The 25,088-nt window shown below is 30.8% G+C and carries 20 protein-coding genes, 5 tRNA genes and 1 pseudogene; 17 read left to right on the top strand and 9 right to left on the bottom strand.

Annotated features, from left to right (window positions below; all coding sequences use genetic code 11):
* The first annotated feature begins 106 nt into the window (after positions 1–106).
* Both BM072_RS02770 and aroC read left to right on the top strand, forming a co-directional pair.
* On the top strand, positions 107–1,180 hold the full coding sequence (locus BM072_RS02770) for a 3-oxoacyl-ACP synthase III family protein (protein ID WP_092906328.1): 1,074 nt from the start codon (positions 107–109) through the stop codon (positions 1,178–1,180).
* An 8-nt stretch (positions 1,181–1,188) separates the two neighbouring features.
* Complete coding sequence (gene aroC, locus BM072_RS02775) at positions 1,189–2,247, top strand: chorismate synthase (RefSeq protein ID WP_420836345.1); 1,059 nt, start codon at positions 1,189–1,191, stop codon at positions 2,245–2,247.
* A 295-nt stretch (positions 2,248–2,542) separates the two neighbouring features.
* On the opposite strand, the gene BM072_RS02780 is transcribed toward aroC, so the two are convergent.
* Entirely contained in the window at positions 2,543–3,217 is a 675-nt protein-coding gene (locus BM072_RS02780) for a LytR/AlgR family response regulator transcription factor (RefSeq protein WP_092906330.1), read from the bottom strand.
* Positions 3,210–4,271, bottom strand: coding sequence for a sensor histidine kinase (locus BM072_RS02785; RefSeq protein ID WP_092906332.1), 1,062 nt, complete (start codon positions 4,269–4,271; stop codon positions 3,210–3,212). The genes BM072_RS02780 and BM072_RS02785 overlap by 8 nt, the downstream gene beginning before the upstream one ends.
* Positions 4,272–4,407: 136 nt before the next feature.
* Between BM072_RS02785 and BM072_RS02790 the strand changes: the two genes are divergently transcribed.
* Positions 4,408–5,232, top strand: a complete 825-nt coding sequence (locus BM072_RS02790; RefSeq protein ID WP_092906334.1) for a DUF5694 domain-containing protein — start codon at positions 4,408–4,410, stop codon at positions 5,230–5,232.
* A gap of 234 nt (positions 5,233–5,466) precedes the next feature.
* Here the strand turns inward: BM072_RS02790 and rplI are convergent.
* The 3 genes and pseudogenes from rplI to rpsF form a co-directional block, all read right to left on the bottom strand.
* Positions 5,467–5,964, bottom strand: a pseudogene (gene rplI / locus BM072_RS02795) (50S ribosomal protein L9); the annotation flags it as partial.
* A 22-nt stretch (positions 5,965–5,986) separates the two neighbouring features.
* Positions 5,987–6,289 (bottom strand): 30S ribosomal protein S18, encoded by a 303-nt coding sequence (gene rpsR / locus BM072_RS02800; RefSeq protein ID WP_092906338.1) that lies wholly within the window; start codon positions 6,287–6,289, stop codon positions 5,987–5,989.
* Positions 6,290–6,296: 7 nt separating this feature from the next.
* A complete protein-coding gene (gene rpsF / locus BM072_RS02805) occupies positions 6,297–6,644 on the bottom strand; it encodes a 30S ribosomal protein S6 (RefSeq protein WP_092906340.1) in 348 nt (115 codons plus the stop codon).
* 329 nt (positions 6,645–6,973) lie between these two features.
* Here rpsF and BM072_RS02815 point away from each other — a divergent pair, with 329 nt between their 5' ends.
* On the top strand, positions 6,974–8,278 hold the full coding sequence (locus tag BM072_RS02815; RefSeq protein ID WP_092906344.1) for an aminopeptidase P family protein: 1,305 nt from the start codon (positions 6,974–6,976) through the stop codon (positions 8,276–8,278).
* Positions 8,279–8,355: 77 nt separating this feature from the next.
* Here BM072_RS02815 and pncB read toward each other — a convergent pair whose 3' ends face one another.
* Complete coding sequence (gene pncB / locus BM072_RS02820) at positions 8,356–9,558, bottom strand: nicotinate phosphoribosyltransferase (protein ID WP_092906346.1); 1,203 nt, start codon at positions 9,556–9,558, stop codon at positions 8,356–8,358.
* A 93-nt stretch (positions 9,559–9,651) separates the two neighbouring features.
* Positions 9,652–10,434: a hypothetical protein gene (locus BM072_RS02825; protein WP_092906348.1), complete on the bottom strand. Its 783-nt coding sequence runs from the start codon at positions 10,432–10,434 to the stop codon at positions 9,652–9,654.
* Positions 10,435–10,501: 67 nt separating this feature from the next.
* On the opposite strand from BM072_RS02825, the gene BM072_RS02830 reads away from it, so the two are divergent.
* Complete coding sequence (locus BM072_RS02830) at positions 10,502–10,906, top strand: RNA-binding S4 domain-containing protein (RefSeq protein ID WP_092906350.1); 405 nt, start codon at positions 10,502–10,504, stop codon at positions 10,904–10,906.
* Here BM072_RS02830 and BM072_RS02835 read toward each other — a convergent pair.
* Positions 10,903–11,430 carry a shikimate kinase gene (locus BM072_RS02835; RefSeq protein ID WP_092906352.1) on the bottom strand — a complete coding sequence of 176 codons (528 nt, stop codon included), beginning with the start codon at positions 11,428–11,430 and terminating at the stop codon, positions 10,903–10,905. The two genes, BM072_RS02830 and BM072_RS02835, sit on opposite strands and share 4 nt — an antisense overlap.
* 21 nt (positions 11,431–11,451) lie before the next feature.
* Positions 11,452–12,057, bottom strand: coding sequence for a hypothetical protein (locus tag BM072_RS02840; RefSeq protein WP_092906354.1), 606 nt, complete (start codon positions 12,055–12,057; stop codon positions 11,452–11,454).
* Positions 12,058–12,354: 297 nt separating this feature from the next.
* On the opposite strand from BM072_RS02840, the gene BM072_RS02845 reads away from it, so the two are divergent.
* The 12 genes from BM072_RS02845 (at position 12,355) to BM072_RS02900 (ending at position 25,012) form a co-directional block, all read left to right on the top strand.
* Positions 12,355–12,427 (top strand) — tRNA-Lys (locus tag BM072_RS02845).
* A 100-nt stretch (positions 12,428–12,527) separates the two neighbouring features.
* Positions 12,528–12,600, top strand: a tRNA-Lys gene (locus BM072_RS02850).
* A 49-nt stretch (positions 12,601–12,649) separates the two neighbouring features.
* A tRNA-Lys gene (locus BM072_RS02855) sits at positions 12,650–12,722 on the top strand.
* Positions 12,723–12,771: 49 nt separating this feature from the next.
* Positions 12,772–12,844, top strand: a tRNA-Lys gene (locus BM072_RS02860).
* A gap of 49 nt (positions 12,845–12,893) precedes the next feature.
* A tRNA-Lys gene (locus BM072_RS02865) sits at positions 12,894–12,966 on the top strand.
* 141 nt (positions 12,967–13,107) lie between these two features.
* On the top strand, positions 13,108–16,245 hold the full coding sequence (locus BM072_RS02870) for an AsmA family protein (protein WP_092906356.1): 3,138 nt from the start codon (positions 13,108–13,110) through the stop codon (positions 16,243–16,245).
* Between the two features lie 107 nt (positions 16,246–16,352).
* Entirely contained in the window at positions 16,353–17,006 is a 654-nt protein-coding gene (locus BM072_RS02875) for a DUF2306 domain-containing protein (protein ID WP_245752034.1), read from the top strand.
* Entirely contained in the window at positions 17,003–17,938 is a 936-nt protein-coding gene (locus BM072_RS02880) for a YARHG domain-containing protein (RefSeq protein WP_092906361.1), read from the top strand. The genes BM072_RS02875 and BM072_RS02880 overlap by 4 nt, the downstream gene beginning before the upstream one ends.
* Before the next feature lie 241 nt (positions 17,939–18,179).
* The gene (gene typA / locus BM072_RS02885; protein ID WP_092906363.1) at positions 18,180–19,982 is read left to right on the top strand and encodes a translational GTPase TypA; all 1,803 of its coding nucleotides are present in this window, start codon (positions 18,180–18,182) and stop codon (positions 19,980–19,982) included.
* Positions 19,983–20,168: 186 nt separating this feature from the next.
* Positions 20,169–20,801 (top strand): hypothetical protein, encoded by a 633-nt coding sequence (locus BM072_RS02890; RefSeq protein WP_092906365.1) that lies wholly within the window; start codon positions 20,169–20,171, stop codon positions 20,799–20,801.
* 43 nt (positions 20,802–20,844) lie between these two features.
* On the top strand, positions 20,845–21,237 hold the full coding sequence (locus tag BM072_RS02895) for a hypothetical protein (protein ID WP_092906367.1): 393 nt from the start codon (positions 20,845–20,847) through the stop codon (positions 21,235–21,237).
* Positions 21,221–25,012, top strand: coding sequence for a hypothetical protein (locus BM072_RS02900; protein ID WP_092906369.1), 3,792 nt, complete (start codon positions 21,221–21,223; stop codon positions 25,010–25,012). Before BM072_RS02895 ends, BM072_RS02900 begins: the two co-directional genes overlap by 17 nt.
* Positions 25,013–25,088: the final 76 nt, after the last annotated feature.

Here is a 25,088-nt window from a genome sequence, read left to right on the forward strand (position 1 = left end):
ATACTTTAGCAATTATGGTATGAGTTAATGCATATTTTTACTTACTATTTTAATGAAATGCGTAACTTTGCCTCTATTATTTTTTTTAAAGCTGAACAATATTAATATGATAAACTCTGTAATTACTGGTTCGGGACATTACCTACCAAATAGAATTGTCACTAACGAACATTTCATCGATTATAAGTTTTATGACGATAATGGTGAACGTATAGAAAAAAGTGGCGAAGAAATTACGAGAAAATTTGAAGATATTACAGAAATAAGAGAAAGGAGATACGTAGAAGACGATTTAAACAATTCGGATATCGCAACCAAAGCGGCGAAAATTGCAATCGAAAAATCTGGTATTGATCCTGAAGAATTAGACTATGTAATATGCGCACACAATTTTGGAGATATAGATCCAGTTGCGCGTCAAATAGATATTATGCCTTCTATATCTGCAAAGGTAAAACACAATTTAGGCATCAAAAACCTGAAATGTAAACCATATGACATGACATTTGGTTGCCCAGGTTGGATAGAATCCTTAATCTTAGCACACCAATTTCTACAAGCATCTATTGCTAAAAAAATATTAGTAATAGGTTCTGATACTTTATCTCGCGCTGTAGATCCACACGATCGTACTGCAATGATTTTTGCAGATGGTGCAGGAGCTGTTGTATTAGAAGCAAAAGAAGATGATTATAAATACGGAATTCTTAATCACGCAACATTATCGTATAATGGAGACGAGATGAATTATTTGATTAATGGCGCTTCTTTAAATGCAGATTATGTTGGATCAATCAAAAATATTAGCATGAAAGGTCGTAAAGTTTACGAATTCGCGTTAAAAAATGTGCCACCAGCAATTAAAGAATTGTTAGACGAATCATCTTTAACAATAACAGATATCGACAAAATATTGTTGCACCAAGCCAATGCAAAAATGGATCATGCAATGATAGGGCGTTTGTATAAATTATATGGAATTAATATTCCCGAAAATGTAGATCCAATGACGGTTCAATTTTTAGGAAATTCATCTGTAGCAACGGTACCAACAATGTTCGATTTAATCAAAGAAAATAATTTAGCACCACATCAATTTCATGCAAATGATAAAATACTGATGGCTTCTGTTGGAGCAAGTATGAATATTAATGCGGTGATTTACCAATTCGATAAATAAAAATAAACGTGAACTCATTCGGAAGATTATATAAAATTTCAACTTTTGGCGAAAGTCATGGTGTAGCAATTGGTGGTGTAATTGATGGCGTTCCAAGTGGAATTACATTAGATTTTGATTGGATACAAGCACAATTAGATCGCCGTAAACCAGGACAATCTGCAATTGTAACACAACGTAAAGAACCAGATACAGTTCAATTTCTTTCAGGTATTTTCGAAGGAAAAACAACTGGAGCGTCAATTGGGTTTATCATTCCGAATGATAATCAAAAATCTCACGATTACGATCATATCAAAGGTGTTTTTCGACCTTCTCATGCCGATTTCACCTACGAAACAAAGTACGGTGTTCGCGATCATAGAGGCGGAGGAAGAACTTCTGCGCGCGAAACTGCCAATTGGGTAGTTGGTGGTGCGGTTGCAAAACACATTATTCCAAACATCAATATTACAGCTTATGTAAGTGGTGTTGGCGAATTAAAATTATCAAACGATTACTCTACGTTAGATTTTTCTAAAATTGAAGAAACTGCTGTGCGTTGTCCAGATTTGGAAATGGCAGAGCAAATGATTGATAAAATAAAAGAAATCAGAAAAGCTGGTGATACAATAGGAGGTGAGGTAACTTGCGTTATTCAGAATGTGCCAGTTGGTTTAGGAGAACCAATTTTTGACAAATTACATGCGCGTTTAGGGCAAGCAATGATGTCGATAAATGCGGTAAAAGGTTTTGAATATGGAGAAGGTTTTGCTTCTACATCGATGAAAGGTTCAGAAATGAACGATCAATTTAATCAAGACGGAACAACTAAAACTAATTTTTCTGGAGGAATACAAGGAGGTGTTTCTAATGGAATGGATATTTATTTCAAAGTTGCTTTTAAGCCTGTTGCTACTTTAATGCAAGAGCAAACAACGCTGAATGCAGATGGAGAAATGGTAGAAATGTTTGGTAAAGGTCGTCATGATCCTTGTGTTGTGCCAAGAGCTGTGCCAATTGTAGAGAGTTTAGCTGCGATGGTTTTGGCTGATATGTTGCTAATTCAACGAACAAGAAATATATAAATTTAAAATCCGTTCTTTTTGAGAACGGATTTTTTTATTCTTGTTATCCTTATCCCGAACTCTTTTCAGATATATTGAGAAGCTGAATTAAATTCAGCTTGACACACTTATTAATTAAAGGATTGTTTTGATGAAACATTCTTCGTCATTCTGAACTCGTCTCAGAAATATATATTGAGAAGCTGAACTAAATTCAGCTTGACACACTTATTAATTAAAGGATTGTTTTGATGAAATATTCTTTATCATTCTGAACTCGTTTCAGAATCTCATCACAAATTTTATATTTTCTTGCTTAAAATAACTTTATTTCCTTTCGATAAGTTTCGCCAATAGGCAATATTTTCTGGTCCAAATAAACCGAGTTTCCATCAATAGATGTTAAATAATCAAGGTTGATAATAAACGAGCGATGAATACGTTTAAAGTTTTTCGGTAATTTAGCTTCAAAAGATTTCATCGTTTCTAAAACCATAATTTTCTCCGTTTTTGTATGTATTCGGATATAATCTTTCAAACCTTGGATGTACAATAAATCCGAAAAATTTATTTTTACTTGTCTTCCGTCTGCTTTTACAAAAATATAAGTGCTTTGATTAATTGTTTGCGAATTAAATAAATCAATATATTTTTTTACAGCCAAATCAAACCGTTCTTTTGTTATTGGTTTCAGAATATAATCAATCACACGGAAGTTAAAACTTTCTAAGGCATAATCAGAATACGCGGTTGTTACAATAAATTTGTGCGAATCATTTAAAATTTTCATGAACTGAATTCCCGTTAATTCTGGCATTTGTATATCTGTAAAAATTAAATCAACTTTTTCTTTTTTCAAAAAATCAATCGCTTCAAAAACTTCTGTTGTTGCAAACAAAACATTTAAATTCTCGTTTTCGCTGGCATGTTTTTTTAATAATTCTACAGCCAAAGGCTCATCATCCAAAATAATACAATTGATTTTAGGCATTTAAAGGAAATTTTAAATAGATAGTAAACGTTTCGTAATTGTTTTTTATTTCAAATTGATATTGATTCCCAAAATAATGATTCAATCTTCTTTTTAAATTGGTTAAACCGATTCCATTTTCTTTGTCTTTTTGATGCGGATTAATTTTATTTTCGACACAAATCTCAAGAAAATTATCATTAGTTTTTATCCTAATTTTAATTGGATTTTCTGCATCTTTTACAACACCATGTTTTATCGCATTTTCGACAAAAGGAGAAATAATGTAAGGATGGATTAATGTAGAATTATTTTCAATCTCGAATTGTTTTTCGATGAAAAACTTATCTCCAAATCTAATTTGTTCTAATGCTAAATATTGATTGATGTAATCAATTTCTTTTTTAATTTCAACTTTATCTTTGTTGGTTTCGTATGCCGTAAAGCGCATAATTGAACTAAGATTTTCGATTGCTTTTAACGAATGAGCTGAATTTGTACTAACCAAACTGTAAATGTTATTGAGCGTATTAAACAAAAAATGTGGATTAATTTGCGCTTTTAAAAATTTAATTTCTGCTTCTTTTTTTTCTTGTTCTATAAAATTATTTTGCTGCAATGTTTTGATAAGATGAATAATTGTCCAAAGAAATAATGAAGAAAAAACGATGAACGATCCGTAATGTAAGTTATCGTAAATATAAAAACCAATTGTTGTGCCTTCAAAGTAGTTCACTTTGTTAAATAAAATATTAGTGATGACTTGTTCTAGTAAATAACGACTTACAATAAATAATGTAAATGAAGAAATAAGCGCAAATACAATTGATTTCCAATTGATATTTTTTAAAAATTTTGGAGAAATAATAAAATAAATCCCAAAAATTGTAATCAACTGGACAATGTACATGGTTATTGTAAAAAGTTCGGTTTTGTCGAAAAATGATTTTCCAGAATCAACACGCATAAAACCTATGCTTAAATAATCAAAAAATACATAAGATAACCAATAAAGTATTAGAATTGAAATCTCGTTTTTCTTAGAAATAATAGGAATTTTATTTTCGTTGATCATTTGTTTTTGTTTGCTGTAAAATTAAAGCTTTCAGTTTCTAAGTTATAACGCTTCGTCGATAAAACGAAAGGGTTTGTCGATAAAATAAAATATGATTTGTTTAAAAATTTGAGATTTGATTTAAAATTAATAATCAATGAAAAATTTATTTATTGCAATTGCAACTTTTATTGGAGCGGGAAGTTTAATGGCTCAAACTAATTATCAATTTCAAACAAAGTTTGATGATGCGATTCCTGTGCTAAATGTTGGGACATTTCATATGGGATATACGCCAGATGCTAATTCGGTAGAATTTGATGAGCATAACGCAGAAAATGTAAAACAAATTCATGAAATTGCGAAGAAAATCGCAGCTTTTAAACCAACAATTATTTTGGTTGAGCAAGAACCGTACACAAACAAAAGATTGGCTGATGCGTATAAAGCTTATTTAAATAATCCGAAAATGAAGTTTGATAATCCAAATGAAATTCAGCTTTTGGCTTACGAGGTTGGACGATTAAGTAATGCAAAACAAATTTATGGAATAGATTATCAGCAAAATTATTATTATGCGTTGCATTATGCATTAAAAAATCAACAAGACACAATTACTTACAAAAAGTATGGAGAAATGGTTGATCGTAATGAGAAAAGAAACAATATCAATGAAGATAAAATGACAGTTTCGGAATTGTTGTGGTTAAATAATCAACCAGCGTATTTAGATTTTTTAATAAATGTAAATGCAGATTTGTTGACAACGGTTTCTGTAAATGGTTATTCGTTGGGAACAGAGCAAGCGACTAAGTATTATAATCGAAATTTGATGATGTTTGCAAATCTTAATAATATTCCGATAACCAAAGACGATCGTATTTTTATTTTGATGGGCGCAAGTCATACAGCTTTTTTTACTGATTTTTTAAGACGTTCGCCAAAATTTAAACAAGTTAATACGTTAGATTATTTGAAATAAATAATAAAACTATTTTTAAACAAAAAACCTCGTCCAATGGACGAGGTTTTTATATTCTTATAAAAAGAAAAATTATTCTTCTGTTTTAGGAGCTTCTTCTGTAGCAACTTCTTCAACAATAATTTCTTCTTCTTCTTTTTTAGCTTTCTTATCGTTAGCGTAAATAGGATTGTCAAAATTGAAGAAAGAACCTTCTTCAGTATTAGCTTTTTTAGCTTTTTCAGCATCCATTTTCGCGATTTCTGCTCTTGTCTTAGCAGCGTCTTCCGCAGCTTTGATAGATGCAGCATCTGGAACGATTTCAAATCCAAAGTCAACTTCAACTTCTCTATGGAAACGTACTTTTGCTTCGTATTTTCCTAAACGTTTGATAGTATTTCCAGGGATTTTGATGTTTTTCTTCTCAACATCAACACCAGCTTTTACTAATGCAGCAGCTAAATCACCGTTGTTTACAGATCCAAATAATTTGTCTCCAGCACCAACTTTAGCTTCTAATTTAACTACTAAACCATCTAATTTCTCAGATTTTGTTTTAGCAGCAGCGATTAAAGATGCTTCTTCAGCTTTACGAGTTTCTAAAACTTCGTTTAATTCTTTAACGTTTTTTGGTGTAGCAACAGAAACTAATCCACGTGGGATTAAAAAGTTACGTGCGTATCCAGGTTTTACTGAAACAACTTCAAATTCAAAACCTAAACCTTCTACATCTTGTCTTAAAATTACGTTCATGATATTTTAATTTTAGGTTTTATTATTTTAATTGATCTCCAATAAATGGCATTAATGCTAAGTGACGAGCTCTTTTAATCGCTTTAGAAACTTTTCTTTGGTATTTTAAAGATGTTCCTGTGTAACGACGAGGTAAGATTTTACCTTGCTCATTCACAAATTGAATTAAGAAATCAGCGTCTTTATAGTCAACGTACTTGATTCCAAATTTTTTGAAACGACAATATTTTGTATTAGATTGTGTTTCGATATCTAGGGGAGATAAATAACGGATTTCTGATTCGCTACCTCCTGCAGCTTTTTTTGCTAAATCGTCAATTGCCATAGCTTAATTACTTGTTAGAGTTAGACTTTAATTTTGTTCTGCGTTTTTCAGCCCAGTCCATACCGTGCTTATCTAATTTCACAGTTAAGAAACGAAGTACGCGCTCATCACGCTTAAAATTTACTTCTAATTGAGATACTAATTCAGCATTCTCAGTTTTAAATTCTACTAAGTGGTAGAATCCGTTTCTTTTGTTTTGAATTGAGTAAGCTAATTTTTTTAAGCCCCAATTTTCTTTTGCAACGATTTCTCCTCCGTTAGCAGTAACAAAGTCATTAAATTTATTAACTGCTTCCTCTACCTGAGATTCAGATAGAACGGGAGTCAAAATGAAAACAGTTTCGTAATGTGTCATTTTTAACTTCTTTTAAGTTATTATTATACTAAAATTCGAGGTGCAAATATACTAACAATAATTTAAATTATACAACTGATTGGTTATTGAATATTTTTTTAACACGTTAAATGCTGATTTTTATCTAATTATTAAATTTTTGTAAACTTTTTTAAAAATAAATTTGTCAATTGAAAAAAGTAACCTACATTTGTCAACATAAAAGGCTAATGGCTTTTTCATAGGTTTAGGTTGGTTAAGGTTAAAACCCTCGTTTCTGCGAGGGTTTTCCTTTTTTTTATAAAAACATCTTCTTAAATTTGGTAGCATAAATAATAAAGTAAAATTTTATGACTACAAAATACAATCCTATTCCAAGCGAATTATTCGTAAAGAACAGAGCAAAATTTGTAAAAGCAATGAAACCTCGTTCAATTGCTATATTTAATTCAAACGATATTTATCCGATTTCCTCAGACTCAACATTACCATTTGCGCAACATCGTGATATTTTTTATTTATCTGGTGTCGATCAAGAAGAATCTGTTGTAGTTCTTTTTCCTGATGCTTACGATCCAAAGTATAAAGAAATTTTATTTGTTCGCGAAACTAATGAACACATTGCGATTTGGGAAGGCGAAAAATTATCGAAAGAACAAGGAACAGCAGTTTCAGGAATCAAAACGGTACTTTGGTTGCAAGATATGCCAGGTGTTTTACGTAAATTAATGGTGGAAGCCGAAAACGTTTATGTAAACAAAAACGAGCATTACCGCGTTTCTGAAGCACCACAAATGGAAACAAGAGAAGATCGTTTTGTAAAACAATTGAAACAAGATTATCCGGGACATACGTATTTACGTTCTAATCCTATTTTGCAGCGTTTGCGTTCTGTTAAAGAGCAAGAAGAAATTGATTTGATTCAGCATGCATGTGATATTACAGAAAAAGGATTTCGTAGAATTTTAAATTTTGTAAAACCTGATGTTTGGGAATTTGAGATAGAAGCAGAGTTGGTGCACGAATTTGTTAAAAATCGTTCAAAAGGTTTTGCTTATACGCCAATCATTGCTTCTGGTAACAACGCAAATGTTTTACATTATATTCAAAATAATCAACAATGTAAAGATGGTGATTTGATTTTGTTTGATGTAGCTGCAGAATATGCAAACTATTCATCGGATATGTCGCGTACAATTCCTGTAAATGGTCGTTATACAAAACGTCAGCGCGAAGTTTATGATGCAATTTTACGTAGTAAAAAAGAAGCCGAAAACTTATTGGTTGCAGGTAATAATTGGTATAAATTTCATGAAGAAATGGGGAATATTTATACGTCCGAATTGTTAGGTTTAGGTTTGATAGACAAAGCAGATGTGCAAAACGAAAATCCAGAATGGCGCGCTTATCGTAAATATATGATGCACGGAACGTCGCATCACATGGGGTTAGATACGCACGATTATGGTTTGTTAACAGATGATTTTGTTGCTGGAATGGTGTTTACAAACGAACCAGGATTTTATATTCCTGCCGAAGGTTTCGGAATTCGTTTAGAAGATGATTATGTGATTCAAAAAGAAGGAAATCCATTCAATTTGATGCGTAATATTCCTTTAGAAGCAGATGAAATAGAAGATTTAATGAATAAATAAAATTTCAGAATTTATTTAAATATAAAAAAGGAACTCAATTTTGAGTTCCTTTTTTAGTATATTATTAGTGAAAATAATTAATCGTTAGCTGGAGATTCCTGACTTGGAATTTCGTCTAAACCTAACATTTCTTTAGCTAATTCAATCATTCTTGGAGTTCCGGTATGTTTATTTTTTTCGTCCGAAAGTTTTACAACACCCGTCCAAGGGATATCTATCGACGAAATTTCTGTTAATTTCATTACAATATTCATTGGTCGTAAATCGGTATCGTTTGTTAAATCGGTTCCGATTCCAAAAGATAAACCAATTCGTCCTTTAAAAACTTTTGTAATCATTTCTACTTTTTCAGAATTTAAACCATCCGAAAAAATAATTGTTTTGAATAATGGATTAATTCCCATTTTCTCGTAATGAGCAATCGTTTTTTCTCCAAATTCAACTGGATCACCCGAATCATGACGAACGCCATCAAATAGTTTCGAAAGTTTTTTATCAAATTGATTAAAGAAAACATCCGAAGTGTAAGTATCCGTTAATGCAATTCCTAAATCGCCATAATAAACTTTTACCCAACGGTCTAAACTTATCGAATTTGCAACTTTAAAACCATATCGCGCTCCATGAAACATAAACCATTCGTGGGCATGCGTACCAATTGGTTTTACGCCATATTTATGTGCAAAATGAACGTTTGATGTACCTACAAAGCTTTTCCCTTTATGGTTAGTTAATTCTTTTACAACAACGTCTTGTACTTCGTACGAATGTCGACGTCTTGTGCCAAATTCTGCAACTGTAACGCCTAAATTATTGTATAAATCGACTTTGTCGCTTGTTCGTTTTGTAATTTGATTATTGTCAATTCGTTTTGCGTCAGTTAATTTGTAGTATAATTCGCTAATTAAACATAAAATAGGAACTTCCCATAAAATTGTGCGGTACCAATAACCTTCTACAACAACTTCTACATCTTTTCCGTTTTGAGTAATTTTTACTTCTGAAGAATCGTAACGGTAACCTTGTAAAAAATCTAAATATGCAGGACTTAAATATGGACAATTTGTTGTAAAAAAAACTTTTTCAGATTTTGTTAATGCAAGATTTTGCATTGCATCTATTTCAGTTTGTAAAGCTGTTGCAAAACCTTCGGGAAATTCGTGTTGACCACGATTAATAAATTTATAACGAGCAATTACGTCTGGATATAATTTTGTTACACCAAATTGCATCGTGAATTTATAAAAATCGTTATCAATGATTGATTTTATGATACTCATTTTTTTAGGTTTTATTCTTAAAAATTTGAAAATTAAAGATAAAAAAAAACCATCAATTTTGATGGTTTTTGAAAAATTTATAGTGTAATAAAATTATTTTGTTCTTTTTTCAGTTTTAACTAATTCAAAGTTAAAAATAAAAGAAATATCTCTGTATGCTAAGTCAGATAAACCAGTTCCTACGTATACTTGGTTACGTGCAAATGCTAAACGAGATGGTAATATAATAACACCTTGAAAGTTGTAGTTATCTGTAAGACCTCTTTCTGTAGGTTTAAAATGTTTTAATCCTTCAATAAAATTCTTTAACTCTTGGTGTTCTCTTTTTACACCATTTTTAGCTTCAACTTCAGTTGGGGTAAAATAATAAAAAGAAGGATCTACAACTGGAGAGCCATCACCAATATTATAAGTAGGATATACATAAGTACCAAAAGTACCGTAATATTTTTGAGTTGGATTGTTTGCTTTTGTTAAATCATCTGTTGCTTTAAACATTAAAACATTGTACGAAATATGTATTTTTGTTGAATCATTAGAAACTACAACATCCTTTCCTGTACCAGCATGATTAGGATTTTCTGCATATAAAATACCATTTGAGTCTTTCTTAATTAAAGTTTTAAGAGCTGGGTATTTATCATCTTCGTTTCCTGGAATTGAGTCAAATTTAGTTAAAGTTCCACCTCTTACAATTTTTCCATTAATTGTATCGCCAGGAGAAAAATAATAATCATTTAAATATTGTTCTATAGCCTTGTCATCCAAAGAATTTCTACTTTCAATTGGCATGTTGTTTATGTTGTCATCATCATTATTACAGCTAACTAAAAAAGCAGAGCAAGCAATTAAAGTAACAAAGAATTTCTTTATCATATTATTTCGATTTAAATTGCGAATTTAGAAAAATATTGTTCTAAATCCTATAAATATTGAGTTTAATATGAGATTAGATAAATTTCTTTGGAGTGTAAGATATTATAAAACCAGAACATTGGCTACGGATGCATGCAAAAAGAACCGTATCAAAGTAAATGGAGTCGTTGCCAAAGCATCAAGAGAAATCGTGGCGAGTGATACAATTGAGGTGAAGAAAGATCAAATTAATTTGTCTTTAAAGGTGATTCAAGTTCCAAAAAATAGAATTGGTGCTAAATTGTTGACGTTACATATTGTGGATACAACGTCAAAAGAAGAGTATGAATTATTAGAATTACGTAAACTTTCGCAAGATTATTACCGAGAAAGAGGTGAGGGTAGACCAACTAAAAAAGATCGTCGCGAATTGGATGATTATATTTCGGATAATAACGAAGAAAATGTAATAGTAGCAGAAGATTTGGATTAATTCCTTGTCTTCTCTGCTTTTAAATGATTCATAATTTGATCCAAAACTTGTAATGTACTTTGGTTCGAAACATTGATTGTATATTTTGCTTTTTCGTAATATTGATTACGTTCAAAAAGATGTTTCGCAACAAACTCTGTCAATTCATCATTCGTTAAATGAGCGATTAATGGACGCGTTTCTTTTTTATTTTCTAATCGTTTTACCAATTGTGGCAATTGTACACGAATAAAAAATGAAACCGAGTTTTTGGTGATTTCCTCCATATTGTTGTAATAAACAGGAGTTCCTCCGCCTAAAGAAAGGACAATATTCGTATTCGTTAAAATTTCGTGCAAAGCTTCGCGTTCTTTTTTTCGAAAACCTAATTCGCCTTCAGCTGCAAATATTTCAGGTATTTTTGTTTGATATTTTTGCTCTATAAATTCGTCTAAATCAACAAATTCATAGCCAATTGCTTTGGCCAAATCTTTTCCAGTAGTCGTTTTTCCGCTACCCATATAACCAATTAAAGAAATAATCATCTTAAAATAATGTATTAATTATTAATCTACAGGTAAATCTTCTGAGTAAAAAATAGTTAAACGCGCATAGTCGCTATGTGTATCAATTTGATACGAATATGTGTTTTCTAAACGATTTGCGTCATAACGCTCAACATTATACGTAATCTTAAAATCTTCATTTGTAACAGTTGCGTTAGAATGATGATATTTGGATTTTGGCGCAATTTTTTTAATATCTGTTCTATATTGATTAAGATATTTTATTGGGAAAGAATACGTCAATTTATAAACAATTTCTTGCGAAATCTGTAAAGCCGTAATTTTATTTAAGAAAAATATACCTTGATTAGTGTTCTTAATTTTTAAAGAATCTACACGTTCTGGGTTCTGAATGTATAAATTTTTACCAAGTTTTGATACTTTAAAACAACGATCATTCATTTTTTGATGAATAATTTGCGGATCTTCTTTTATTAAATCTTTTAACTCCTTTAAAGTTAAATTAGATAAATGTGCATCTTTCGTCATTTGATTACAATTGTTTGCATATTCAGAATCCGGAACATCTGCTTCAGAATGTTCTTTATTTTTGCAAGATGCAACGATAAATAATACAATAACGATATATAAAATCTTCTTCTTCATTATAAAAATCAGTCTAAAATTAGCTTTTATTCAAAAATTATTTAAGCTAATACATCGATTTGTTGGTTGACAAATATACTATATAAATTATTTAACAATTAGAAAAAATCAACTTTCTAAAAGATTAAATTTACATAAAATCAACATCTGATTAACAGTTCGCAGCAATATTCTTAAAAATAACCTATTTTAAGTTCTTAAAACCGAAATGATTAATGATTAATTTATAAAAAACTTCAAAAAACGTTTGTTAAATTAGTATTAATCGCCCTATATTTGCACTCGATTTAAGAACAAGACCTGGTAGCTCAGCTGGTAGAGCACAACACTTTTAATGTTGGGGTCCTGGGTTCGAACCCCAGCCAGGTCACAAGACCAAAACGTTTTTTTGAAATTTAAATCACCAAGAAATTAATTTTTCGTTTTGTTAACTCAGATATATTCGTATATTTGCAGTCCGAAAAAACGGAGACCTGGTAGCTCAGCTGGTAGAGCACAACACTTTTAATGTTGGGGTCCTGGGTTCGAACCCCAGCCAGGTCACAAACTTCATGTTATCGAGAAGTATAAAAACGGTAGCACTCCAAACGGAGACCTGGTAGCTCAGCTGGTAGAGCACAACACTTTTAATGTTGGGGTCCTGGGTTCGAACCCCAGCCAGGTCACAAACTTCATGTTATCGAGAAGTATAAAAACGGTAGCACTCCAAACGGAGACCTGGTAGCTCAGCTGGTAGAGCACAACACTTTTAATGTTGGGGTCCTGGGTTCGAACCCCAGCCAGGTCACAAACTTCATGTTATCGAGAAGTATAAAAACGGTAGCACTCCAAACGGAGACCTGGTAGCTCAGCTGGTAGAGCACAACACTTTTAATGTTGGGGTCCTGGGTTCGAACCCCAGCCAGGTCACAAGAAGCCAAACAGTAATGTTTGGCTTTTTTTATACAATAAATTGAGGTAAACATGACGAATGTTGAGGTAAATAAAGTGCTTAGTATTTTATAATTATCTGAATTCGCAGTTACTTTGCAACTAGATTTTAGCCAAAATATGAAAAAGCAGAAAACAATTCTGTCTAGATTAATGAAAGTAGTAAAAATTACTGGAATTTCTTTGGGTAGTTTTGCATTGGTATTATACGTTTCGCCTTATTTTTTTAAGGATTCTATTAATGAAGGAATAAAAGATATTGCGAAAAATTACATCAAAACAGATGTAGATTTTAAAGATTTGGATATTTCATTCTTCAAACATTTTCCAAATTTAACCGTTACTTTATCGGATACTTCGGTAAAAGGTTCGACTCCATTTCAAACAGAAAATTTAATTTCCGCAAAAGAAATTGCATTAGGAGTTGATTTAAAAAGTTTATTTGGAGATAAAATTATTTTTAATGAATTATTTATTCAAAATGCAACGATTAATTTAAAAGTTGACAGTTTAGGTAAAAATAATTTTGACATTATGGTTGCCGAAGAAGATGTAAAGCCAGACAATGAGTCAAGCGCAAGTTTAGCATTAAAAGACTTTAAAATCACGAATTCTAACTTTTTATACGACGATCAATCTTCTAAAGTTTATTTGAAATTAGACGATTTTGATTATGATGGATTAATAGATTTTACAAATGATGTTTTGTCGTTAAATGCTGATACAAAAATAAAAACCGCTAATTTTCAGTTAGATCAAGAAAAATATATTAAGAATCAGCCTTTAAAAGGGAAAATCAATTCAAAAATTAATTTGTCTAATATGACATTTGATTTTATTGAAAATGATTTAGAATTAGGAAATTTTCCGTTTACGTTAAAAGGTTCCTTAAAAATGCCTGACGAAAATAAAGTGTTTGATTTAACTATTTTTTCAGAGAAAAATAAGTTGAAATATGTACCAGCGATTATTCCTGAAGCGTATCAAGAATGGGCGAAAGATGTAGAAATGCAAGGTTCGTCTACAATTCTTTTTACCATGAAAGGAATTATGAATGCAGAAACTAAACAAAATCCTGATATTCATATCGAAGCAAAAATTGACGATGGTTTATTAAATTATAAAAAATCTACTTCTCCAATTAAACACTTAAATTTAGTTTCTGTGATTGATTTACCTGCGTTAGATCCAGATAAATTAAGAGCAAATGTAGAACAGTTATCGTTTAAATTATTAGATGGCGAAACAAAAACGAAGTTTGTTTATTGGGCAGGAAAAACGAAATTTTCTGAAGGAGAAATTGAATCATCAATAGATTTAGGAGCTTTAAAAAATGCTACGGGTTTCCAAAAAATTGATGCAAAAGGTGTTTTAAATCTTGTCGGAGATTGGAAAGGTTCTATCGCTTCAACTTCAAAAAATAGTTTAGCAAAAATTCCACATTTTAATCTAAAAGCTGATTTGCAGAACGGTTATTTCAAAATGCAAGAAATGCCTGCGGCTTTAGAGCACATTAATTTGGATTTGGAAATGATGAACAAAGACGGAAATGTGAAAAATACGTCGATTTTGGTTCGTCAAATAGATGCAAAAGCATTGGATAATTTCATTTTCGGGAAATTAGAAGTGAAGAATTTGAAGAATTTTCCGATTAATGCAGATTTTAAAGCCAAAATAAAATTACAGGATATTTATAAAATTTATCCTGTTCAGAATATTGATATGCGTGGAGATTTGTTTGTGCAAATGAAAGCGAACGGAACATACGAGCCGAAACGTAAAAAAGTGCCCGTAAGTAATTCGGTTATTATTTTGCGAAATGGATACATCCGATTGAAAGATTATTCGGATTTGCCGTTAGAAAACATTACTGTAGAAACACGTATTAAGAGCGGTAGAGGATCTTTTAATGATTTATCGATAGATGTTTTACCGATTTCGTTTACGTTGGCTGGAAAGCCTTTTATGGTGAATGCAAATCTTAAAAATTTAAATAATTTAGATTATAGAATTCATTCGAAAGGAGAATTAAATTTAGCTGATTTTTATAAATTATTTCCAATAGAAGGTTTAGATGTTGCCGGAATTATTACGACAAACGTTGGTTTGCAAGGTAAAAATGGCGCTGCTTTAGAAAGTTTACAAAACAAAGGTTATGTAAAAATTCAGAACATAACAATCAATTCTAAATTTTTTCCAAGTAAGTTTTTAATCAAACAAGGAGAATTTAAATTTGAAGGTGCTCATTTAACTTTTAAAGATGTAAAAGCGCGTTATAAACGCAATGTTTTTATGTTTGATGGTAATGTTTCAAATTATATAAATTACGCGTTAAAAGACAATGAAACACTAAAAGGAGAAATCAATTTTACGACAAATCGTGTTAAAATTGATGATTTTATGGCGTTTAATTCGGGAGAAACTTCTTCAAATTCAAATGCTGCGGAAGGTGTTGTTTTATTGCCAACAAATGTAGAATTGAGTATAAAAGGAAAAGCCAAAGAAGTTTTATTTAAAGATATTATTCTTCAAGATTTTGATGGCGATTTAGCTTTAAACAAAGGATTTTTAACACTTAATCAGACTAAATTTGATATGATTGGTTCGCATTTCACAATGAACGGAACGTATAAACCAATTAATGCACGAAAAGCGAATTTTAGTTTTGATGTAAAAGGAAATAATTTTGATATACAGCGCGCTTACAAAGAATTGACGTTGTTTAGAGAAATGGTTAGTGCAGCAGAAAAAGCGCACGGAAAAGTTTCGTTAGATTATAAACTTGAAGGAGATTTGGGAGCAGATATGTTTCCTAAAATGAAAACCATAAAAGGTGGTGGAGTTTTAACTTTAGAGGAAATTCAGTTTATGGGATTCAAGATGTTTAATTCGGTTGCAGAAAAAACATCAACAGACGCTTTGCGAGATGCGAAAGTATCGAAAGTAAAAGTAAATTCGAAGATAGAAAATAATGTGATTACAATAGAGCGTACGAAATTTAAAATTGCAGGTTTTCGTCCGCGTATAGAAGGTCAAGTTTCGTTGGATGGTTATGTAAATGTCGGAATGCGTTTGGGCTTACCGCCTTTCGGAATTATTGGTATTCCGATTAAAATTACGGGTCCTTCGGATACGTTTGAGGTAGAAGTTGGGAAATATCAGAAAGAGGATTTGGACGAAAAAGATGATGATTTTTCAGATTATCAGAAATCTTTGGAAGTTGAACAAGCCGAAAAAGAAAAGACAACAACAAAATAATAAAATTATAAATCCTTCAGTTTACTGGAGGATTTTTTTATTGGCTATAATTAGGGATTGTCTATCATAAATAAATCGATTATTTTAGTTGTATAAATCAACAGATTTTGAAACGAATCAAAACAATTCAAGGTATAAAATGGTGGAAAGCAATATTGCTATTGTTTTGGTGTTACTTCTCGTTTTTGATGTTGCAAATTACGCTTCGTTATATTCCAATTTCGTCAGATGTTTCATTTTTAGCTATAAAACAAGATGAGGTTACTACGATTCCGAGTTATTTAACCATTTTTTATATACATGTGTATTCTGCCATATTTGCATTGTTGTTTGGAGTTTTTCAGTTCATCAAAATAAAAAATAAGAGGATTCAGCACCTTCATAAAATATCAGGTAAAATTTATTTTTACATCGTCGTTTTTTTGGCTGCGCCTAGCGGAATTTTTATTGGTTTTTATGCAAATGGAGAATTAATTGCGAAAACAGCTTTTGTTATTTTAGGCATTTTATGGTGGATTTTTACCATTATTGGCTTGCTCAAAATAAAGGAAAAAAACATTCGGGTACATCAAAATTTTATGATGAGAAGTTATGCGCTGGCTCTTTCTGCGCTAACATTGCGCGCTTGGAAAGTAGCGTTGGTTTTTCTTTTTCATCCATCGCCAATGGACGTTTATCAAATTGTTGCTTGGTTGGGATTTATTCCTAATTTATTGCTTGTAGAATTGTATATTTATAAAACAAAACCTTCTAAATCATGAAAAAAATAGCTTTAATTATAACTGTGTCATTACTCGTTTTTAGTTGCAAAGACACTAAAAAAGAAGTTGTAAAAGTTGAAGATTCAACAACAAAAATCGATACTATTTCTACCAAAGAAATTCCAGATAATCCTGCGTATAAACATTTATATGGCAATTGGGTTGGCGAATTTATGGCTTCAGAATTTGAAGGTGACGAAGGTTTTACATATAATACTTTATTGAATTTGAAAATCGATAAAATTGATCCGTCAAATAAAGTATACGGAACAAGTATTGTATCGGGAAATATACGTCCGTTTGAAGGAACTTTGAAGGAAACAGATTCAACATTATATGTGCAATTAAATGAGCCTGGTGATGATAAATATGATGGAGTTTTTAAGATTAATTTTACAAAAGGGCAAGATTCTATTAAAGGAATTTGGTTGGCAAATGATAAAAAATTAAAAGTAACAAAGCGCGAACTTTTGTTGACATCGCGCGTATTTAAATATAATCCAAATAATAATTTCAAAAAACTTGATGATTATACAGATGATATTGGTTTGGTAGATTGGGAAAATTATAAAAACATGAAGCAAAAATATACGGATGACGAAGGTAAGTCTAACGAATATGATGTAACAAAACAACGTTATTCGTCTCAAGCGATTTATAAACTTAATGCTTCGACACAAAAATTAACCGAAAAACAATTAAAAAATTTACAAAAGTTAGATTTAGAAATTCTTCGAAATGCAATATATGCGCGACATGGTTTTACGTTTAAAAATAAAACGGCGCGTCAATTTTTTAATGATGAAGCGTGGTATGTGCCGATGTATGGCGACATCGAAAAAGAATTAACGCCTTTAGAAAAAGAAAATATTGCGTTGTTGCAACGTTTTGAAAAATATGCAACAGATAATTACCTTCAATTTGGACGTTAATATTGATTTAAAAAGAGTTAAAAAAATATTCGATTTATATTTTAATGATAAATTCTGTAGAAAACACATTATTTTAAAATCATCATTTTGTTAATTAATGTGCAAAAAAATAGCTTTTTTTATAAATATTTTTCACTAAAATTAAATTTTTCTAAAGTAATTGTTGATTAATTTAAATTAAATCAATTATATAGTGATTAAAAATAAATTTGTCGTAAATTTGCACCCATAATTTTCAAGGATGCAAAACATTAGAAATATTGCGATTATCGCACACGTTGACCACGGTAAAACGACGTTGGTTGATAAAATTCTTCACTCAACAAACGTTTTTAGAGAAAACCAAGAGTCAGGTGAATTAATCATGGATAACAACGATATCGAGCGTGAAAGAGGGATTACGATCTTCTCTAAAAATGCTTCGGTTATGTACAAAGATGTAAAAATCAACGTTATCGATACTCCTGGCCACGCGGATTTTGGTGGTGAAGTTGAGCGTGTATTGAAAATGGCTGACGGTGTTATCTTATTAGTAGATGCTTTTGAGGGACCAATGCCTCAAACTCGTTTCGTATTAGGAAAAGCGTTAGAATTAGGTTTAAAACCATTAGTAGTAATTAACAAAGTAGATAAAGAAAACTGTCGTCCTGATGAGGTTTATGACAAAGTTTTCGAATTATTCTTCAACTTAGATGCTACAGAAGAACAATTGGATTTCCCTGCATTCTACGGATCTTCTAAACAAGGTTGGTTTAATACAGAGAATGTACGTACAGAAAATATCTTACCATTAATGGACGGTATTTTAGAGCACGTACCAGCTCCAGAAGCAACAGAAGGACCATTACAAATGCAAATTACATCTTTAGATTTTTCTAAATTCTTAGGACGTATTGCAGTAGGTAAAGTAACTCGTGGAGTTGTAAAAGAAGGTGATTGGATTGCTTTAACTAAGCCAGACGGAACTTTCAAGAAACATAAAGTAAAAGAATTATATACATTTACAGGTTTAGGAAAAGTAAAAGCAACAGAAGTAAAAGCAGGTGATATCTGTGCTGTTGTTGGTATTGACGGTTTCCAAATTGGAGATACAATTGCTGATCCAGAAAATCCAGAAGCATTACCAGTAATGCATATTGATGAGCCTACAATGAACATGTCTTTCGGAATTAACAACTCACCTTTCTTTGGTAAAGATGGTAAATTTGTTACTTCTCGCCACTTAGTAGACCGTTTAACAGACGAATTAGAGCGTAACTTAGCTTTACGTGTAGAGCCAACAGAAGATTCTAATACACAATTAGTTTACGGACGTGGAATTATGCACTTATCTGTATTAATTGAAACTATGCGTCGTGAAGGATATGAGTTAACAGTAGGACAACCACAAGTTATCTTTAAAGATATTGATGGTGTTAAATGTGAGCCATACGAAACATTAGTAATTGATGTTCCAGATGATTATTCTTCTAAAGCAATTGACTTAGTAACACAACGTAAAGGTGATTTATTAGTGATGGAAGCGAAAGAAGGTATGCAACATTTAGAGTTCGAGATTCCTTCTCGTGGTTTAATTGGTTTACGTTCATTAATGTTAACTAACACTGCTGGTGAGGCTGTAATGGCACACAATTTCTTAGCATACAAACCTTTCAAAGGTGCTATTGCTGGACGTTCTGCAGGAGTTATCATTTCTAAAGATCAAGGTACGTCAACTCCTTATTCTATTGATAAATTACAAGATCGTGGTAAATTCTTTATCGCGCCAGGAGAAGAGGTTTACGAAGGTATGATTGTTGGGGAGCATTCTCGTAACAATGATTTAGTTGTAAACGTAGTTGAGGCTAAAAAATTGAACAACATTCGTGCATCAGGTAAAGATGATTCTACTACAATTGCTCCAAAAATCGAAATGACTTTAGAGGAATGTATGGAGTATATCCAAGGTGATGAGTGTATCGAAGTTACACCAAACTTTATTCGTCTACGTAAAATTTATTTAAAAGAGAATGATCGTAAACGTTTTGATAAAACAATGAGTTAATATTTTTTTAAAGAATATTAAACTTTATAAATTAAAAATCCCGAACAATTTGTTCGGGATTTTTTTTTGCTATAATTCGTAATGAGCTGTATTTTAAATAAATATTTAATTATCACTATAAGTAGTGATATAATATGTTAAAATTATATATATATTTGGATCTTAAAATCAACCAATTAAATTATTATGAAAAAGATTTACACTTTGGCAAGTCTTAGCGCTTTGCTATTCTCATTAAGTTCGTATGCGCAAGTTGGTATTAGTAGTGCTACTACTTTTACGCCCGATTCATATTCAATATTAGACGCAAGTTCTAACTCAAAAGGAATTTTGATACCACGAGTTGTTTTAACAGATGTTAATACGTTAGCACCAATATCAGGTACAGCAACTGCTCCCGAGGCATTAATGGTTTATAATACAGCAACTGCAGGTACTTCTCCTAATCGAGTTACGCCTGGTTTTTATTTTTGGTCAGGTGCTAAATGGACTCGTTTTTTAAACAATGACAACGAAGCTAAACCAATGGTTTTTTATGCGCCAAGTATTGCATTGGATACAACGGTAGGAAATCATACAGTAGATTTATACCAAGAATATAGCAGTCAATTTGGAGCTCCAAAATTGTCTTCAAATGTAGATACTCCTTTGTCTACTTATACAGTTTCTCAATTGGCTTATTTTATTACTTATATTGATACTGCTGTTTTTACAAATGCAACATTGGCAGTTGATGGTAAATTGACTTATACAGTGCCTGCAACGCCTAATGTTACAGAAAAAACATTTATCAACGTAGTATTTAAAGTTAGAAACTAATTCTATGAGAAAAATATATTTATTTTTTCTTCTTTGTCTAACATTGCTTAGTACAAAGGGATTAGCAGCAGATTTTTATTGGACTGGAAAAGGATCGAGTAGTAATTATAATGTTGTGCAAAACTGGGCTTTAGGTAGTATTTCGGGAGGTGTGCCAACCGTTGTTCCAGGTGCATCAGACAATGTGTTTTTTACGGATGGTGCAATAAAATTTGATGTAAATTTTAATCAAGCTAATATTGTATTTAACAATTTTACAGCAAGTTCTACAACCTCTAATTATAATTATTATTTTACAGCTGTTAATGGTACTACTAAAACGCTTACTGTAAATGGTGTAATGAATTTATCTCAAAAAGCTAGTTTTATAAGTAATTCTACTGGAAATATTGATAATATAGGTGCTTTGATTTTAAAAAATGCACCAATTCATTAATAATAATGATTTGGGTGTTTATATTGTTTTTAATTCAGGAACCAATATAAAAATAACGAATAATTTTAATGCGATGTCTATTATTGTTGATAATGGAACAACATTAGATTTATCTAATCTATCTGTTAATTTAAGAAAGAATACCAATGTAAATGAAGATACAGCAGGAATGTTGAAAGTGTTGAATAGTGCAAGTGGAATAAAATTAACTTCTACTATTTTAAATACAGAAACGATTTGGTTTGTAAATTTTGATATGGCAAAATCTGATTTTTCAAGTTCTACAATTTATATTCATGGTGGAGCGCATTCTTGGACAAATTTTATACACAATACAACACTTACAACATTTTATAGAGGACTAATTGTAGAAAAAGCAGATGTTATCTTACCAAATGTTATAATTGATAATGTAAATAATTATACAAATAGAACTTGTTCTATCATAAATAATAATAATTTAATAATCAATAATCTTACAGTTAGAAAAACAAGTGTTTATTTTGATACAAATAATTTAACTGTAACTAACTTAACAGTAGATAAAGGATATGAGTATACATTTTATGGTACATCTACTGTAACAACGCCTAGTAGTAGTCCAAATTTAAAGGTTACTAATTTTAATTTTAATTCATCATCTTCTGGTACTACAAAGTTTAAATCTTACATATCGGGTTCTAAAAGTTTAGCGTATTTAGATATTCCTGTAGTAGCTGTTGCGCCTTACGCAAATATGATAGCGAATGGTATATATTCTGATAAAGTAGTTACTTTTAGTAATTCTGTTTTAGAAAACTTAAATAAGAATATTAACGTCACTTCAAATGTTGCTATTGATTATTATTGGAGAGGTGGCGGAGATGGCGTATCGTGGAGTGATACAGCAAATTGGAGTTTATCTCCAACAGCAGCAGTAGCAACTGCAACTTTACCATCTTCTAACGATAATGTATTTTTTAATACAAATTCAGTAATTGCAGGTATTATTAATGTGATAAAAAACGTTGATATTCATAACTTTACTGTAATGCCAGATTTTATAGGAAAAACTTTTGAAATTTTTTCTGACACATCTGACGCCTTTACTATTAGAGGATCTTTACAACTGCAAGTAGGAGCAACTTTAAGTATAAGAAATTTATATTTTGTTCCAAAATCTACTGATATAAACTCGCCTGAAACAATAACTCTAAACGATGGATTATTAAGAGGTTCTACTTCTAATGGTGATCGATTAATTGTAACTGGTGGTGGTGCTTTAAGCTTAAAAGGACCTACATTTACTTATTACAAAACAGAGGATGCAAATAGAAATTCATTTATATTAGAAAATGGATCGCTAATATTTGATGCTGCTACAGTTAATTTTAACGATTTTATTAGTGAAATAGCATTAGGATCAAGTTTCAAAGCAAATCTTTATTTAAAAAACAGTACTATAAATACTAAATATTGGAAATATAATAATATAAACAATACAAATCTTAATAGTCAATTTACATTAAACGCAGGCACAAGTACTATTAATTTTACCCAAAGTTTTACTGCTGCAGGAGATACAAATATATATACGATTGATAATAAATTAAAGTATAATAATATTATATTAAAAAATTCTATTACTTCGGTAAGTAGAAGTTTATATGGACTTTTTGATGCGAATAATGTAGAGTTAGAAGCTTCTGCTTATTTTTCTGCTTTTGGTTCATCTATATTTGATACAACAACCAATAGTGTAATTATAAATCAATTAAAAGTTTATGCAGGTAATCTTATTGGTTTTACATCTAATTATAGAATTAATATACTTGATAAGTTTCAGACAATTAATACAGATGCATGTCAATTAGTAACAATATTAGATGGAGATGTTTATACAGTGAATTTTATAATTAACCCTAATGTTACTGATCAAACAAATACAGCAAATGTATTAACCCTAAAAAATTATGATGTAAAAAATATTAAGTTTATAAAGAATGCATCTTATATATTAAATATTAGTGGTAGTGCAGATAGTAAAACAACAGGTTATACTAGCTTAACACAAGCTATGCCAGCTAATTTATATTGGATTGGTAGTGCTTCTACAACAAATCAATGGAGTAATTCTGTTAACTGGACTTCAAATTCTGATGGTAGTATAAGTTCAAGTTCTTGTTCTCCTACAAAATTTGATAATGCACATTTCAAATCATATTCAAATGCAAAAGGAAACGAAGTAGCCGTAAATAACGATATTTACATTAATAATATCATTTTTGAAAGTGATTCTCCTCAAAAAATGTTGATTAAAGGAAACGGATCAAGAGATATTTATTTAGGCGGTTCTTTATTATTAAATAATACAGATATTTCTGGGTTTAGTAGACTTTTAGCTGCGGGTAAGCAAATTGATCCTACTTATGATCCTACTCCACGACATAAAATTAGACTAAATGGAGGAAATTTAAATATGCGTATTAACTATTTAAATGGAGCATATTATAAATTAGTTGATAACTTTACTAGTATTACTAATCATGTAAATTATTTAACGAATGGTGCAGATGTAGAAGCAAATAATATAACAATAAAAACAGGATCTTTTTCAAATGAGACAAATGCAAGTGGAAAATTAAATATTGACAATTCATCATTAGAGCTTTCAAATTTTAATATTAATTCGGGAATATTTACAGTTAATGCTGCAAATACAGTATTTAAATTAGTTAATAATAATTCACCTTATTTTACATATTTAGGACCAACAACAACTAGTGGGGTAAATTCAACTTTTAGTACAGCTACTTTAGAATTTGTAGATAAAATACCGACTAATGTTATAACAGGACCTTCAAATGGAGCATTAGTTTTTAAAAGTATTACAACTCGTGGAGTTACTTTTAATGTAAATTCAGATGTAACAACAAGTGTATTAAATTCATTAAGTAATAGAATAAGTATTGTAGCTAATAAAGAGCTAAAAGTAACAGAACAAGCAAATATAAGTGGAACTTCATGTGATGTTACACGTTCTATTGTTTCTGCAACACCAGGTACACGTGCTAAATTTACAATATTAGGTGGAGCTACTAATTTTGATTATCTAACAGTAAAAGATATTGATGCAAACTCTAGTTACCAGGTTTTAGTCTTCGGAACGTATAGCACAAATGGAGGAAACAATACTAGTTATGTTCAATTCTTAGATAAAACAACAGACGATTCTACTTATGGTTTTGGAGCAGTATACGCTTGTAGAGATATTGCTGTAGATAAAATGTTATCAGCTTCAGGATTTTATCCAAATGCAGTAACAACTTATCAATGGTTTAAATTGACTGGTACTAATGCAGATTTAGTTACGCCTATTGCAACAACCAGAGATATTGATTTGTCACTATATGGTTATGGAGAATATAAATTAGTGATTAATTATGATCCTAGTACTGCAGGCGCATGTATTATTAATGATCAAATTAATATTACTCCTTTACCAACAAAACCAACAGAATTATTAGATGATAAGTTCTGTAAAAATAAAGTAGCAATATTTGATGATATCAAAATACCAGGATATAAATTGGTTTGGTATGATAGCGCAACTTCTACATCACCTATACTAGGTACAACACCAATTGTCAGCGGAACTACATATTACGTAGCTCGTAAAACAGACTCAGGTAATGGACAAGATTGTGAATCTATTGAACGAGAAAAATTAGTTTTAAATTTAGATGCATGTGGTGGAGTATATATTAACCCAGCTTTGAGAATGAGAAGCTTCTAAAATAAAATTATAATAATTTAATTTATCTAAAACGGGATTGTTCTTAAGAACAATCCCGTTTTTATTTTACATCTAA

The sequence above is a fragment of the Algoriella xinjiangensis genome, assembly GCF_900115015.1.
Taxonomy (GTDB): Bacteria; Bacteroidota; Bacteroidia; order Flavobacteriales; family Weeksellaceae; genus Empedobacter; species Empedobacter xinjiangensis.

Excerpts from the sequence above, each read along its gene's own strand:
- BM072_RS02770 (WP_092906328.1), top strand. The coding sequence starts at position 107 with ATGATAAACTCTGTAATTACTGGTTCGGGACATTACCTACCAAATAGA.
- BM072_RS02780 (WP_092906330.1), bottom strand. The coding sequence starts at position 3,217 with ATGCCTAAAATCAATTGTATTATTTTGGATGATGAGCCTTTGGCTGTA.
- BM072_RS02785 (WP_092906332.1), bottom strand. The coding sequence starts at position 4,271 with ATGATCAACGAAAATAAAATTCCTATTATTTCTAAGAAAAACGAGATT.
- BM072_RS02790 (WP_092906334.1), top strand. The coding sequence starts at position 4,408 with ATGAAAAATTTATTTATTGCAATTGCAACTTTTATTGGAGCGGGAAGT.
- rpsR (WP_092906338.1), bottom strand. The coding sequence starts at position 6,289 with ATGGCAATTGACGATTTAGCAAAAAAAGCTGCAGGAGGTAGCGAATCA.
- rpsF (WP_092906340.1), bottom strand. The coding sequence starts at position 6,644 with ATGACACATTACGAAACTGTTTTCATTTTGACTCCCGTTCTATCTGAA.
- BM072_RS02815 (WP_092906344.1), top strand. The coding sequence starts at position 6,974 with ATGACTACAAAATACAATCCTATTCCAAGCGAATTATTCGTAAAGAAC.
- pncB (WP_092906346.1), bottom strand. The coding sequence starts at position 9,558 with ATGAGTATCATAAAATCAATCATTGATAACGATTTTTATAAATTCACG.
- BM072_RS02825 (WP_092906348.1), bottom strand. The coding sequence starts at position 10,434 with ATGATAAAGAAATTCTTTGTTACTTTAATTGCTTGCTCTGCTTTTTTA.
- BM072_RS02830 (WP_092906350.1), top strand. The coding sequence starts at position 10,502 with ATGAGATTAGATAAATTTCTTTGGAGTGTAAGATATTATAAAACCAGA.
- BM072_RS02835 (WP_092906352.1), bottom strand. The coding sequence starts at position 11,430 with ATGATTATTTCTTTAATTGGTTATATGGGTAGCGGAAAAACGACTACT.
- BM072_RS02840 (WP_092906354.1), bottom strand. The coding sequence starts at position 12,057 with ATGAAGAAGAAGATTTTATATATCGTTATTGTATTATTTATCGTTGCA.
- BM072_RS02870 (WP_092906356.1), top strand. The coding sequence starts at position 13,108 with ATGAAAAAGCAGAAAACAATTCTGTCTAGATTAATGAAAGTAGTAAAA.
- BM072_RS02880 (WP_092906361.1), top strand. The coding sequence starts at position 17,003 with ATGAAAAAAATAGCTTTAATTATAACTGTGTCATTACTCGTTTTTAGT.
- typA (WP_092906363.1), top strand. The coding sequence starts at position 18,180 with ATGCAAAACATTAGAAATATTGCGATTATCGCACACGTTGACCACGGT.
- BM072_RS02890 (WP_092906365.1), top strand. The coding sequence starts at position 20,169 with ATGAAAAAGATTTACACTTTGGCAAGTCTTAGCGCTTTGCTATTCTCA.
- BM072_RS02900 (WP_092906369.1), top strand. The coding sequence starts at position 21,221 with ATGCACCAATTCATTAATAATAATGATTTGGGTGTTTATATTGTTTTT.